At 51.5% G+C, this 15,466-nt stretch carries 10 protein-coding genes; 7 read left to right on the plus strand and 3 right to left on the minus strand.

What is annotated here, in order from left to right:
* Positions 1-30: 30 nt before the first annotated feature.
* The 4 genes from IPH59_09605 (at position 31) to IPH59_09620 (ending at position 4,673) form a co-directional block, all read left to right on the plus strand.
* Positions 31-3,102 (plus strand): hypothetical protein, encoded by a 3,072-nt coding sequence (locus IPH59_09605; GenBank protein ID MBK7091956.1) that lies wholly within the window; start codon positions 31-33, stop codon positions 3,100-3,102.
* A gap of 168 nt (positions 3,103-3,270) precedes the next feature.
* The gene (locus IPH59_09610; protein ID MBK7091957.1) at positions 3,271-3,951 is read left to right on the plus strand and encodes a hypothetical protein; all 681 of its coding nucleotides are present in this window, start codon (positions 3,271-3,273) and stop codon (positions 3,949-3,951) included.
* Positions 3,952-4,037: 86 nt separating this feature from the next.
* Positions 4,038-4,346 (plus strand): hypothetical protein, encoded by a 309-nt coding sequence (locus IPH59_09615; protein MBK7091958.1) that lies wholly within the window; start codon positions 4,038-4,040, stop codon positions 4,344-4,346.
* A 150-nt stretch (positions 4,347-4,496) separates the two neighbouring features.
* Positions 4,497-4,673 (plus strand): hypothetical protein, encoded by a 177-nt coding sequence (locus IPH59_09620; GenBank protein MBK7091959.1) that lies wholly within the window; start codon positions 4,497-4,499, stop codon positions 4,671-4,673.
* 145 nt (positions 4,674-4,818) lie between these two features.
* On the opposite strand, the gene IPH59_09625 is transcribed toward IPH59_09620, so the two are convergent.
* The 3 genes from IPH59_09625 to IPH59_09635 form a co-directional block, all read right to left on the minus strand.
* The gene (locus IPH59_09625) at positions 4,819-5,721 is read right to left on the minus strand and encodes a hypothetical protein (protein ID MBK7091960.1); all 903 of its coding nucleotides are present in this window, start codon (positions 5,719-5,721) and stop codon (positions 4,819-4,821) included.
* Positions 5,714-6,754 carry a hypothetical protein gene (locus IPH59_09630; GenBank protein MBK7091961.1) on the minus strand — a complete coding sequence of 347 codons (1,041 nt, stop codon included), beginning with the start codon at positions 6,752-6,754 and terminating at the stop codon, positions 5,714-5,716. The genes IPH59_09625 and IPH59_09630 overlap by 8 nt, the downstream gene beginning before the upstream one ends.
* A 154-nt stretch (positions 6,755-6,908) precedes the next feature.
* Complete coding sequence (locus IPH59_09635; protein ID MBK7091962.1) at positions 6,909-9,257, minus strand: hypothetical protein; 2,349 nt, start codon at positions 9,255-9,257, stop codon at positions 6,909-6,911.
* 242 nt (positions 9,258-9,499) lie between these two features.
* Between IPH59_09635 and IPH59_09640 the strand changes: the two genes are divergently transcribed.
* From IPH59_09640 to IPH59_09650, 3 genes are all read left to right on the plus strand, one after another.
* Complete coding sequence (locus IPH59_09640; GenBank protein MBK7091963.1) at positions 9,500-11,173, plus strand: hypothetical protein; 1,674 nt, start codon at positions 9,500-9,502, stop codon at positions 11,171-11,173.
* A 23-nt stretch (positions 11,174-11,196) separates the two neighbouring features.
* Positions 11,197-13,227, plus strand: coding sequence for a hypothetical protein (locus IPH59_09645; GenBank protein ID MBK7091964.1), 2,031 nt, complete (start codon positions 11,197-11,199; stop codon positions 13,225-13,227).
* Between the two features lie 162 nt (positions 13,228-13,389).
* Entirely contained in the window at positions 13,390-15,420 is a 2,031-nt protein-coding gene (locus IPH59_09650; protein MBK7091965.1) for a serine/threonine protein kinase, read from the plus strand.
* The last annotated feature ends 46 nt before the right edge of the window (positions 15,421-15,466 follow it).

Here is a 15,466-nt window from a genome sequence, read left to right on the forward strand (position 1 = left end):
TAACTACTTCACTCATTTGGAAATAGCTGAATGACCAAATCTGTCGAGCAGAACATCTTCCGCACGTTTGCCGCGATCCTTGCTCTCACTTTGGCTATTGTGCTTTGCTTCCAACCCAATTTTGCAATTGCATCTTCAGAACACTCTATAGATCGAATCGCAAATCCTCAGCTTGAGCCGCTTACTCCCGGAGAATCCAAGCTCGCGCCTCCCGTCGCAGTAGGGAACTCGTCGGAGCAGTTCTTCCGATTCGGTCCCAACTCAACTCTGCAAGTCGGAACCACCTGGAACGACATGCAGCAAAATGGTTCGATGGGCCGCCAAATTGTTATCGGAGGCGGTTGGATTCACAATGCTTGGAACTACTTGCCGGCCGGATCAGCATCGAACCGCAACACGAGCTACTATGCCTACAGCCTCTCCGGCGCAATGACAGCATCAAATGCCGGTATTGATCCGGCTGCTAATGGCGCCGGCTTTGCATCAATTGGTTATGATGCCACCGGAAGCGGACGTGCAGTTGTGGCATATCATAAACTCGATGACAATCGTACTAAGTTAGCGCGTGGCGATGGCCTCGGTCTGTCGACATTTTCTGTCTTCAACTTTCCTGCCGCTGGTGTCAACTGCCAGAATGTTGTCTCCGGTGCAGGTAGCGTTGATGGCCCATATTTCTGGCCCAAGATTGCCGTAGATGTCAATGGCTCAAACCAACCAATCGCCCACGTTGTCAGCACGGAGTACTCTGGCGCTCAGGTCAATCTGTCTCTCGTGTACTACAAGACAAATGCCGGCATGACCGCACCATCAGCGACATGCGGCTTGTGGATCGACTCCACCACCACAGTCTCCGCAGTAATTCAGCAGGACCCTAATTCCAATAAAGTCGCCATCGTCTGGCTCCGTTCTGCTGACGGCGCACATGCCGATGCAATCCAACAGCGCAATAATGATGTCGTATTCACCGAGTCGACCGACCTCGGGACCTCCTGGATGCTTCCCACCAACATCACCAACTACGTTGGCGCTAATCTTGAACGCGCCTACACCGATCTCTCTGCGTTGTATTCCAGCGACGGCTGCCTGCATATTCTCTGGACCACATCATACTTCGACTCGTCAAGTTCCGTGGTAGGTAATCAAGGCGCTCGTCTTTATCACTGGGACAATTGTCAGCAATGCCGTAGTCTCGTCGCCGATGCCGACAACTCCGAGATCGATTGCAAGCGCGGGATTTGGAACAAGAATATTTCGAAAATGAACTTGAGCGAGTGCTTTGTCGCCGGTTCGTATCGGCTTTATGCCACTTACACCTTCTTCACCGGCGATGATCAAGGCGATCCCGGACCTCACGATTGTTCGGCAGCCGGTTGGGCAAACGGCGAGATTTACGCCCAAGTATCGCACAATAACGGCGCCATCTGGGGACCGCCGGTCAACCTGACCAATACGACCTCCAACAACTGCGCCGCCGGTGCCTGCAATTCCGAACATTGGTCGTCGTCAGCGCCGTATGTCACTGACAGTCTGCGTATCCAATACATTCTCGATCGCGACGCCGGAGCGGTGGCTTATACCGAAGGATCATGGACGAACAATCCCGTCATGAACTTGAGCTACCCGTGTTTCTCAACCAACACATCTTCGCATCTGAGCGCCAGCCCCGCTGCGCTTGATTACCCATTTCACACCACACCGGGGCAGCAACGCGATTCGAATATTGTCATAGTGAATGCCGGCAATGCGGTTGCCAATTACACGCGTACAATCAACTACCTCTCTGGATCCGGTTGGATTAGTTTTCCGAATGATCCGCCAAATTCATCTGTACCGGTCGGCTGCAGTTTCGCAGATACGATCAAGCTTCGCGTTAATGCACCCGCTACCGAAGGTCTCTACCAGGCAGTTGTCAGCTTCGCGTACAACAATGGCGTCTCAGCTGTTTCGCTTGATATCGTTGTTGATCTGTATAACTTCCAGGAGTTCTTCCTGCCAACCGATGTCGCCATCAACACTGCCACCAACCGCCTTAATGTCAATCAGGCTGGTCGTATTGGCGTCTACGAGCAGGGCAATCTCTTTACGTACACGGCAGCCGGCGTGAACTATCTGCGCGATGGCTCCTTGATTGTTGGCACCCATCCCGATAACATGAGCTGGCTCATCTATCAGGGTTCGGGCGGCGCGCCGAGCGTCTCTAATCCCTATGGAAGACTCTATGCCAAATCAAATTTGACTGTCGATACCAGCGATCCTGACTACCGAACTGCGACCGGTACTGGAGTCAATCGCGATTCGACGATTGCGTTTCGCGTGACCTACTATGCGCCAAAAGCCCTTACAAACTCCGACTTTTACTTGGCACAATTCAGTATCTACACCGGACCGGAAAACACCTCAGGCAGAATCGAGAACATGCTCGTTGGTTTTGCCGTCGATTGGGATATTCCTTCTGACATTGGTCTTACCAATAACGGCGGCGGCGATGACTCCAGGCAGATGATTTACCAGCAGGGAACTACTTCACCGCCGAATACGCTCCGCTATGCCGCCTTGGCGGTAATCCGCGAGGACGGTCTTGAAGCACCGGGCGGATTCGTCTGGGAGAATTCCCGTTACGTCGTGCCGCTTCGCACTTATCACGCGGATAGTCTCTGGAACAAGATGAATGCAATTAACAAATTTGAGAGCGCTCCGACCATTGGCGACTTAAACTCTGTCATTGTCGCCGGTGTTCACGAAAGCGTTCTTTCACCGGCAGATTCATTCAAATTCGTCGTCATAATTGCCGGTCAACTATCTGGCAATCTCGATGGAATGAAATCCATCGTTGACAAGGCCAAGACCTTCTACTGCCAACACATCTCATCCGATCAAGCCGGTTGTCCGCAATTTGTCTGCGGTGATGCCGATGGCAACAGCAATGTAACCATCAGCGATGCAGTATTTCTCATCAATTATATCTTTGGCGGCGGTCCAGCGCCTTCGCCGATTCTTGCTGGAGACGCTGATTGCAGTCAGGCCGTCACTATTTCCGATGCCGTCTTGCTCATCAACTACATCTTCAGCGGCGGTCTGCCGCCATGTTCAACCTGTCCGTAAACGCGACAACCACAGTTGTCCCAACCTTTGTTCTGCGTTGCCTTTAAATTGCCATTCCAATTGGTCGCTTCATACGCCCAGCCTGCACAACCCTCGCTCCAAAATGCGCCTATTGGCGCCAAAATCCCCCGATAAACTTGTCCGCTCATTTGTCGATAACAAACTCGTATGCGTAATTATCTCATTTGCGCGCTTCTCGCTTTGTTTTCGACAACTCTGACGGCAACAAACCGCCTTGTCGATATCGACCGCACTGGAAGCGTCTTCTTCGCGCCGAAACTCGGAATCTCCTATCCGATGGGCGCATTGGCAGACGCCAACTACAAGCTCATTGCCTCCAGTTGGCGCAAAGAGGGAATCACTCTGACAGGTGAATTCGGCTACTACATCACCAAATCCACCGTCGCCGGCATGGAACTCTCCTACTCGAATTTCCATCCGAAATCAGTCTCCATTTTTCCGGATGGCGTCGATGAGTCCCGCGTGCGCTTCCGTCGCGGCGGAATCTTCATGCAATACTACATGGTCTCGACAGGGAAGTACCGCCCGTTTGTCAAACTCGGTCTCGGCCTCTTTGAAGCCAATCGCATCTCTTTGCCGCAGATTGTGGAAGACGAAGTTGTCTATAAAGACTATAGCCTCGGCGCCAAACCGGTCTACTCCTTCGGGCTCGGTGTCCACGGTTCAGTCACTCCAAACATCAGCCTCACCGTTTCCATCGAAGCAGTCAGTCTCAATTCATTTAGTTCCGCCTGGGAAACTTCCGGCGCTACGCTTGGCCCCTTGCGCAAGAACATGCTGTTCTTTCCCGTCTATTTTGGCATGATGTATCATCTCAGCGACGAGTAATAAACATCGTTTAACTTGACACTCAACGTCGCTTCGTTATCTTTCTTCCATCAGTCACTTTAACTAACAACTCAATCGGCAGTAACATGTCCAAGCGCGAATATCAGTTTGCCGAAATCATTGTTGACCAGCAAATCCTCGAACAATTCTCGCAGGAGATGTCGGCGTATCATCGCCCCGGCGAAAGCACCGCCCGCGACTACTCCAACTACAAACGCAAACTGATTTGGCATATCCGTCATAGTTTGTCCGAGCGCCAGCGTCAGACTTTGCTGTTGCTGCTCTCAGGCAAGACTGAACGCGATTCAGCGGCCATTTTGGGAGTTACTCAACAAGTTGTTCATATCTATAAGTGGCGGGCGATCAATCGATTACACTCAAAGTTTAATCGTTGAAGTGTATGTCAAAAAACTAATAGGTGGAAGGTTCACCCTCACAACGAACCGCCCAACGTTTCTCTAAGATACACCCATTAAGGCGGGCTTGCCACGCACAACCAATCATTCGGGTGCTGACTTCAACAACGTCTGATTGGAGGTATTATTATGCCACGTCGCAAGACCAACGAGAAGCTGGCTCCCATTGGGGAGAAGGAGCTCTGGCACCCGTACGAGTTGCAGTCCGTGGTAACACGGAAGTTCGTCAAGATCGTCGACAAGATCTTGAAGGGCGAGTATGGATTGCTCGATACATCCCACTGTGCTCGTACTTTGGAACTCTAACTTGAGTTGGCCTGATAGACCAGAGTTGGCTTAAGTGAGGTGAATATCTCCTCTTCGTGAACCTTCCAGAATTCACGCCCGGGGTCGAAGCAATTCGACCCCGGTTTTTTTTGATCTGAATTGTCTGATTCTCAAATCACTCTAATCACTCGCGGCTGCACAGTTCGATAAACGGTTCGATGCAATCCTTCTGAAATCGCTTGATTGAGACAGCAAACTGCTCCACAGTTACAGGAGCAAATGATAACAACCCGTTGTTGCAAGTATGACAGGCTTGTTCAAGATCCCCTTCGTTTTCGACCAGTTGTTGAATCCCATCGCCTACATGAACTGCATACTTCAACCAATTTTCCGGGAAGACCGTCCTAAGCGCCTTTAGCCACAGTTCAGGCCACGTCTCGATTTCGTCATCGCAAATTCGCGCCAGCGCAACTGCCCGGCCAATATCCTTATTGCCGCGCTTAATGATGCGATTGGAAATCAGTCCCCGCATCGGAGTCTGCTGAATAGTCGGATTCTCGAGAAGATTCGCAAGCGCCATCATTTCAACGCGGGCACAACTAATTCCCACAGAGGTTGCAATCGGTTCATAAATGGCAATCGGTAGGAACTTAAAACTGGGCAGAACAAAGTGCCGCTTGGCGTCGACCTCAAGTCGTCTGAATCGTTCGAATTCGCCGGAGTTGCTTTCCGGGACCGAGAGTAGCTCAACAAACCAGTCACTCGATTCCGGCGGGTAAAGTCTCACGACAGGCAATTTATCGAGATCGGTTTCTTTGTTACCCGGCTCGGGAAACTCACTGTCTGGTCGCAAAGTCCATCCGGCATTGAGTAGCGTTGTTGTGATGCTCGTTCCGGAAATGGTCGCCTGCGCGAAAGGGGAGAGGACGCAATCAATGTCCTTCGTCCGCACCGTACCCGGTGTGATTTTCGTCCGCAACACATATCCGGCAGCCAGACTGCCGACGATTGTGATATGTTTCCGTATCCTCGCTGGAATGGCGCTTGCCACTCTCTCAAGAGTTTGTTCAGGACTTATGTCAGCCATTTGTGCTTACTCGCTTCCGAATCAATTCGTCAAGGAATTCCGCTGCCTGTGCCTCCAATCGTGCCTCATGCAAGTCCAAGAGGCACTCGATTGGGTCGGCATACTGCTGACCATCTTGTGCTATGTAGAATTGAGGATTCGCGCTCCTCTCCACATGCACAACCACAGACGGTGGCTCCGAAAAGTTATCACTCTGCTCCAGCGCGGCATCAAGTTGGCGGACGAATTCGAAGTCTGCGACTTTGTGGGAACAACTGACTGTCAGGTCCAATCTCGGACTTCCGATCAGATCAAGGTTGGGAACATGAAATTTTGCGCCATAGATCCCGCCGATGGCAATATCTTCTCGATTGAGCCGCGCCAGTTTCTTCAACAGCGATTCGGTAGTCCTTGGCCTGCCCGATCGATCGACGAATCGAGTTGATTCGCGAATGTCTTCTGTCAGTGAGACCAGTCGAGCCCATTCATCGTGTGGGAATCTCGTCAACTCTATCCTTCGGTCCGAATTCCTGCGCAGATATCGATTCAGCCGCTGCAGCGCCTTGGCCACGGTAGGGTAACTGTATCCGGTGTCGATGGTCACTTGCCGCGACGTAACCGGACCCTCGTTATTCAGCCACCGCAACAACAGCACCCGCAATATCTCGAAGTGAGAAAATTGACTCCCGCGATTCCGGCTCTTGCCCGCGCTCGATGTAGTTACGATCTTATCAAGCTGCTCTTTAGCCTTTTTGCCGAAATTGGACGGCAGCCCGATGTAATTCCCTTGTTCGACGCGAATAACATGCGCCCGCTTCATAATCTCAGGCCTGAATACTCCGCGCGCTTTTTCCCATTCACTGCCGATTCTCTCGCTTGTCATCCGCGATGAAACGATGACCAACAGCCCTTCTTGTGTCCGACTGTTTTGTAGGGCGTAGGTCAAAGTCAAGATCGCTTCTCGCAATTCTCGGGCTCCCGATAGCGTCTCTTTGACCTCGACGATGTAGCTTCCGGCTGTGGCGGATTTATGAGGGGAAGGATTCGTATTCATAGGCGTGCCTTTCGTCACTCTCTATTATACGAATCGTCATAGTTAATTGCAACTTTAATCTTAAAGTCGCAATTAAACATTAAAGTTGCAACTTAAGTTGTTTTGGGGCCGCTATCGCCTAACTCTGTAAAGCCATTGCCCCAGAAAGTTATGACTACACACCAGCGTCGGTACCCTTCCCCCGCACCAAGAACGCCATCAAATAGCATCCCGTCCCGATCAACACCACCGCCGTAAATCCGTACGCCATCGCCAGTGCCACCGCCGCAACCGAACCCAACACCGAGGCCGCTCCATTCAAACTCCACACCCACGGAATGATTTCCCGCCGGTGGTGCTCCACCGCCTTCAGCTCGATCGGGAACGGCTGCCCCAGCAATACACCGATCGGAGTAAGCAGCAACGCCGCAATCGCAATTCTCCAGAACAATTGTAAACCGAAAGCGGCTTCTATGAGAAGCGGTAATGAAAATGTAACAATCAACACGGTGGCGATTATTGCCGGGAAAAGGAATCGTCCATAGCGCCTGCTCGTCTGGTGATCGTGGTTCCGGGTCAAGTACGAACCTGTCCCCGCAGATATTAAGATCACCGTTAGTACCACCGCCAGCGCATACACCGGATGTCCGAGAAACAGAATCAGCTTCTGCATCAACGCAATCTCGATCATGATAAATCCAAGCCCGATGAATACAAAATATGTCAACGGCCGGATCGCCGTCCAATCGCCCAGCATCAACCGTCCGGTCTTCGAGAGCACTAGCGGTCCAATCAGGAACGCCAGTACCAGCAATAGCGACAGCACCGCCGCGACATACAAGTTGAATAAGCCGATGTTGTTCTTCCGCGACTCCAGATCAAGAGTCATGATCTTCGCGAGATTTGCTCCCTTAAGCGCGTGAAAGAAGAACGGCTGGTCATCGGTACTCGGTGTGATATTGAATTCGTATTGCTCATAGAATTTGTTTACATCCGGCGCGTATGCAAATTGAGTGAATTCATTGGTCGCCCGCATTTCCGGACTGAATACCATCCGTCCATTCATCAATGCTACTCTCTCGCCGATCTGCGCAATCTCTTGTTGTTCCAGTGGCGACTTCTTGAAGATCAGCGTCATCATTTCCTGCTCAACTGCCGGAACCGCACTCGATCCGACAATCGCAATATGCTGGTGCGGATTGGCTATCCCCATCTGCCGTGCCGCCTCCATCGCAATTGCCATCAGACGCAGACCTTCCTTAGGCTTGGCAGACAGCCAGCGCGTCACCGCTACGACGCCATCCGGCTTAAGCCGCTCGATGTAGTCGGTGAACGCTTCGACAGTGTAGAGATTGTTCTCCGAGAGGCTGAATGCTCCTGCCGAAGTTGCCGCCCAGGTGTCCACCAACGTCAACTGCACCATATCGTAAAGTTTCTCCGAGCGTGCGACGAACGACCGGCCCTCAGACTTGTGGACATGCACATCCGGTCGTGCATACAGATTGCCTGAGTAAGCACGGTACTTGTCCAACATCACATCATCAACGATGATCGGATTGATCTCCACCGCATCGATCGATTTTGCACCCCACGCCAGTGCAAACACGACATCGATCCCGCCGCCGGGACCGATTATCAGAACCTCGGCATCATCGAGCAGAATGTTGGGCACATGCGACACCATTGTCTTGGCAATCTCGCTCTTGATGACGTCTGCACCGTAAAGCGCAAACGGATCCTGGATAATGTATGTCCGCGCATCAGCATCGATATCCATCACCTTGGCAGTCGGCTCTCCGGGTATTCCTTGAACCGTGATGAACGAAAACGAATTCCATTTTTGCAGTTCGACGTTTTGCTTCTCCATCCCTTTGGTGTAGCGTACTTCAAAGATAGGGGAGTAGAAATTGACCAACAGCAGTCCCGAGACTAAGATCGCTACAACATAGCTGGCAATTGCTTGTCGCCCCTTGGCGATTGTGCTGGCGATTACCGCAGCAACACAACTCAACACCGCTGCAACTAACTGTGCATTGATCGCGCCTACCGCGTTCAAAATTGGCACCGTCACCAACGCACCGGTCGCAGCGCCGGCAAGGTCCCAGAAATAGAGCCGCGAAATATCGCGAGCGCCTTGAAACAAGATCAGCGAAACGATTAGCCCTGAGAAGAAAAAGGGAATCAGCGAGAATACATAGATCAGTCCCAGTTTGAACACATTCGCAGTCGAATACTCCATCGAAATCGCCTGGGAAAGCGATACGAACAGTGCCACAATGATTGAGATCGCGAACAACAAAGCTATCGTCGATAGGGCACGAGGGGTATCGTCACTTCCAAAAACGCGCTTGCTCAAATACAGATACTGCCCTGAAGCGCCCAATCCAAACAACGCCAGTGAAATTGCCAGGAACGCGAAGTGATAGTACATCACGACCGAGAATAGCCGGGTCATTGACAGTTCAAGTACCAATGTCGAAGCTGTAACTAAGAACAGGATTACGTAGGTCGTATGGCGGGACATTGGGGCAAGATACCTGCCCGAGCCGTCGAGTCAATCCACAAAATGACTCCCCCGAAGACTTCATGTAATGGCGTACTAATCCGATAATGTAATGACAGGTAAGAATTTAGTCCTGCGCAGGGGCGTCTCTGCGCCTAACTCATTGATAAGTTTGAACTTGACAAATTGACATGAACGTATTAACTTATCCTGTCTGGTGTACTTATCACGATTTGTACCCTCATTTTCAGAAGGTCGACCTGTTGAGATTGTTTAGAGTATTGCTCTTGGCAGTATTGCTATGGGGAGTCGCCCCGTGCGCGCTCAAGGCAGAAGTGCATCCAGCTTCCAAAAACGACCGTTTCGCGGTCGCAGTTTCCCAAGGTGTTATCACTTCCGAACTCGCCACGATCTATCGTGCTGTTGATATTCTCACGCCCGATTCTCTCCCCGCACAGTTTCGCGCAAATGAGCAATCAATCTCCAAATGCGCCACTGATGATCTTGTCGAGGCTTTCAGCCTCATTCTCGAAAAACCGGATGACTACAGCGGCTATTCGAAAATGTTCATGGCGCGTCCCACAACTCAGTGGTACATCGAATCAAATTTGGGGTATTTCCGCCTTCACTTTGACACCGAAGGTGCAAATGCCATTCCGCTTGCTGATGCTGACTCCAATGGTCTCCCCGATTTCATCGAACGTGCCGCAAACATCGCTGACTCTTGTTGGCTGTACGAAGTCGTGACACTGGGGCACTTGCCGCCGGTGGCCGATTTCGACCTTGGCGGATCAAGCCAATACGATCTCTATTTCCAGCAAGTACCGTACTATGGCTTTACTTCGCCTGAGATTGCCGGGCCCGAGCCTTGGAATGATTTCTCATCGCATATCGTAGTGCACAATTCCTTCTCACCCGGATTTCCGCCGAATGACGATCCCGAAGGCCTTGTCCTTGGTGCATTGAAAGTCACCATCGCCCACGAGTTCTACCACGCTATCCAGTTTTCCTATGACGTTTCGGAAGTCTCCTTCTTTATGGAAATGTCTTCAACTTGGATGGAAGAAATGGCATATCCGCAGGTCAACGATAACTACAACTATCTGCCAGATTTCTTCAACGTGACACAGGTCGGTCTGCAGGCCGGTGGCGGACATCGCTACGCGTCGTTCATTTGGCCCAAGTATCTTCAAGAGCGTTTCGGCGCTGGAATAATGCGCACAATTTGGGAGCTCTGCCGTAACGCAACAGCGATTACAGCGTGGGGCAGTGCGATCAATACTGCCGGCAGTACCATCGAGACCGAATTTACTCGCTTCGTCAATTGGAACTACCATACCGGAAACCGCGATATTGGCCAGCACTTTGAAACTGGCTCCGAATACCCGCAGGTCAACGTGATGCAGCATCACTATACTCTGCCCGACTCCAGCAATTTCTCCAGTCTGCCGCCGGAACCGTTTGGCGCCAACTACATAGCTGTCGAGAATCTCCAGGGTTACGACGGTATGCTGGTGTTCGAATTCACCGGACTCTCGGCGACTGTTTGGGGTGTCGCTTACACAATCGACTTTGGCGCCGGACAATACACAGACTCCGTTATCGCACCGATCATCAATGGTGCAGTCAAAATCAGCATTCCGAATTTTGAAAATGTTTTGCGGGTAACTTTTCAGCCTGCAGTTGCCACCCATTTTGGTTCGAACTACAACTATACTTACCATTTGTATTTTCGTGTTGCCGGCGATGTTGACGGCGACAACACGTTGAGTATTTCCGACGCAGTGTTTATGATTAATTGGATATTTGCCGGCGGGATTGCGCCAAAACCGATTGTTTCCGCAGATGTCAATTGCGACGGCTTGCAGTCAGTGAGCGATGTCGTCCATATTGTCAATTACATCTTTGGCGGCGGCAGCCCACCCTGTGATTTTTAACCGATGCAGAATAGGAGATCGGAATGCACTTTAACAGCCACTTGAAACGCGCTGCACTGGCGTTCGTTGCATTGTTGTCGCTTGCGACAGCAACGGCGTTCGCAGCGCAAAAATCATCATACCAGTTGATTCAGGATGAGTATTCCAAAGGCAATATGACCGTCCAGGAACGTCTGCTGCTTGAAGTGCAGTCGATCAAAAACCAGGGCGCCTTGCCTTCTCACCTGCAATCCGCAGCTATCGAAACCAATAAGTGCGCCACCGAGATTCTGCTCGAGGTCCGTCAGAACTGGGAGCTGTTTGACTCAGAAAGTCAGGCGATGTTTAGAGAAATCATGGCGCGCCCGACAAGATCCTTCAGCTACAATTCTCCCGGCGGCCAGTTCAAAATCTGGTACAACACAACCAGCACCCACGCTGTGCCGACCACCGATACCGCGCCCGCAAATGGCATCCCCGACTACGTCGAGTGGATAGCCGCTTATTGCGACAGCTCATATCGCGCAGAAATCACCAATCTCGGTCACCTGCCTCCGCCATCTGATGGCGTCGTCGGCGGTGATGGTCGCTACGATATCTACACCGAAGAAATGGGCTACTACGGATATACTCAGCCGGAAACAGCCGGCCCCAATGCCTGGAATGATGCCAGCAGTTATATTTCGGTTCATCGCAACTTTGTCGGATTCCCGGCTAACGATGACCCGGAAGGCGACGTCAAAGGCGCCGCCAAAGTTACCTGCGCACACGAATACTACCACGCCGTCCAGTTTGCGTACGACGTTGGCGAAAACGTCTGGTTCATGGAAGCTGCCGCCACTTGGATGGAAGACTATGTCTATGACCCGGTCAACGATAACTACAACTATTGCAGCGATTGGTTCTCAAATCCCGATTGGTCGCTTCACTCAACGACCGACCTGCATCTATATGCCGCATTCATCTGGCCGGTCTATCTCGTCCAAAATTTCGGTGCTGCCATTATGCCGGATATTTGGGATGAATTGATCAGCACGTCGCCGTATCCAGCATTCACAACCGTACTTGCAGCCCACAGCACTACACTCAATCCGAATTACGCGCGCTTTGCTGCTTGGAACTTCATCACCAACACGCGCAACGACGGCTTGCATTTCGAGGAAGCAGTTCGTTACCCGCTAATCAGCTTGGTGCGCACGCACAATACCTATCCAGTTGTAGGACAACTTCCCATTGCCAGCAAATATCCTGATGCCATGGGCTCCAACTATGTCCTCTTCAACATCCCCGGCGATGCCAACTCGATTACCGTCACATTTAACGGTGACAACACGACACCGTGGATTGTAACGATGATGCCTTGGAAAAGCTCGCCTTCCGATATTTACGCTGAATCAACTATGGTCCTGAACGGTTCCGGAGACGGTACTTTCACCCTCTACAGCGCGAACAGCTGGAGTTCACTGGTCATGGTTATCACCAACGTCAGCCAGACTCTCAATGACAAAGGCTACTCCTACGGCGCTACCTACACTAACGCACCAACCGTAGCCGTAAATGTCAATTCAGTGGCTGATGATAGCGTTTATTCGAATTCGTCGACTTCAACTTACTTCCTTGTCCAGAATTCAGGAGCCAACGCGGAGACCTTCAACCTGACAGCCGGCAACTCCCTCGGCTGGACCGTGACGCCATCAGTGCCTTCAGTAGCACTGAATCCGGCTCAATCGTCACTGGTGAATGTCCAGGTCGTCTGTCCGGCAGGAACGCTGCCGAGCGTCTTCAACAACGTCACTCTACTTGCTGAAGCGACTTCGTTATCCGGTGTGTCCGATGCCGACACTGCGCTCGTCGAAGTCATGATCATGCATGGCGACGCCGACAACTCCGGCGCGATCACGGTCAGTGACGCCGTCTACTGCATCGCGTACATCTTCGCCGGTGGCCCAACTCCGGTTCCGGTTTTGGATGCCGGCGACGCTAACTGCGACGTTGCGGTCGGTATTTCTGATGCGGTGTACCTGATTGCTTATGTCTTTGCCGGTGGAGCCCCTCCGCCGTGCAATCCGTTCTAATCTGATTTCTAATTAAGCAAAACAATCGGCGCCGTTCCGAAAGGAATGGCGCCGTTCGATTTTCAGTATATTCTCAACCGGGCATTTTTAGTTGACGCTGGAATCCCTTCTAGGTTTCTTGCAGATTCGTAAACCTTAACGACTTGATATTGTGGGACTTAAATGGACTTGAAGCGCGTCGGCAAATACGACATCCTTGATAAACTCGGTGAGGGCGGCTTTGGCGCCGTTTACCTCGCTCACCATACCAAGCTCCAGAAGCAGGTCGCTCTCAAGATTCTCCATCCCCAGGTAGCCTCGGACGAAATGCTCGCCGCCTACTTCGAAAGGGAAGCCCTCGCATTGGCGCGCCTCGAGCATCCGAATATCGTTCGTGTTTATGACTATGACCAAGTCGATGGCCTCAGTTTCATTGTCATGGAATATGTCGATGGCACCAACCTCGACCGCATCTTGCGTGATAAGAAATACCTCAGCGCCATTGAATCGATTCCGATTTTTGAACAGCTTCTCGCGGCGCTCGGATATGCCCACGTCAACGGCATTGTTCACCGCGACATCAAGCCGTCCAATATCATGATCACCAAGGCGAACATCGTCAAGATCACCGACTTCGGAATTGCCAAAGTCGCCGGCAGCACTAAGCTAACGCGTACCGGCACCGGCGCCGGATCCTTGCTCTATATGTCACCGGAACAGATTCGCGGCAAAGACATCGATAACCGCAGCGATCTGTACTCCGTCGGTGTAACAATGTATCAAGTCCTCACTGGCCGCACGCCCTTCGAAGCTGATTCCGATTACGAAATCATGACCGGACATCTTGAAAAAACTGCGCCTCCGCCCACTGAATTTCGAAGCAGTCTGCCGAAGTCGATTTCCGATGTTGTGATGAAGTCATTGGAAAAGAAACCGGAGCGTCGCTTCCAGAATGCCGAAGAGATGTCCAACGCATTGCGCGGACTCGACCTGCCCGAATCTTCAGATAAGACAGTAATCCAGCGTTCAGCAGTATATAGCGAACGCACCGTGCGAACTGCACCGCCGGAACATCCCGCTCCGCCCGTGTCGCCGCCCACTTCCGAGTCGACACGCCCGAGCGGCAAGGGGAAGTTGGTCGGAATTCTCGCCGCGGTAGTTTTGGTTGCCGTTGCTGCAATTTACTACCTGATGCAGCCATCAACAGAATCCCCAACAAAGTCGGCTACATTTTCCGACTCATTGACGACTGCTTTCGATTTGTACGAAAAGAAACTATTCCCCGAAGCTGCCGACTTGTTCGCCAGTCTACGCCAGTCGAATTCCGCCTCAGTTGGACAAAAACTCGAAATTCGCCAGTTTCAGGCGGCCTCGAAGCTGATGGATCAGCAAATCTCTGCCGCCAGCGAAATCCTCAAGGAACTTTACTCCGAATCACCCGGCACTGAGTTCGCCGACAATCGTTTCCCGCCAGCGCTTGTCAAGATGTGGAGCGGCCTCAAACAGACGCCCCTTCCAACGGGAGGTTTTGATCTGACATTGGCCAACTATCAACAATTCGCTCCGGTCACGGTGGAATTCGAGGGCAAGAAAGAACAATACACAGGATCCACCTTTGCCAAGAAAAATCTCGCCCCGGGTGAGTACATAGTCCGAATTGAAGGCAAGGGCTCAAAGCCTCTGGCACAGAGCTTCAATGTGGCCGATGTTGTTGTTAGCAAATCACTTACGCTTACAGCGGCTGTCTCGACGGCAACCGGAAGCATCGTTGTCGTCGTTGAAAACTACAAGATATTCGAACCGGTGACTGTTGTATTCGACGGGAAGAGTGTACAATATGGCGGACAACCAGTGACATTCTCAGACGTGGCTAAAGGCAATTACGAAGTTGGCATCATCACCGATGTCGGCAGACTCACAGAAGTCGTCAATGTTGACGGCAATGAAGTACGTAAGGTCTTTGAACCGGTAAATAAGGACAGCAAACTGACCATCGCGTCGCTTGTCGAAAACAACCCTAATGAAGTCGTCGCGGCGCAGGTCTATATCGATAATGAAAAGATCGTCGATGGCGAAACTCCGTTTCCAATCCGTCTCATGCAGGGAACGCACAAGATTTGGATCGAACATCCCGACTTTCGCACCATCGATAAGCCGAAATATATCAATCTCCGTGGCGACGAGCTCGTTGAACTGCGTCTGCGGAAGAAATGATTTTCTTTGCGAGAATTTTTCAAACTGTTAGGTTGAACGAAAGGAA

It is taken from the genome of bacterium (assembly GCA_016708315.1).
GTDB lineage: Bacteria > Zixibacteria > MSB-5A5 > CAIYYT01 > CAIYYT01 > JADJGC01.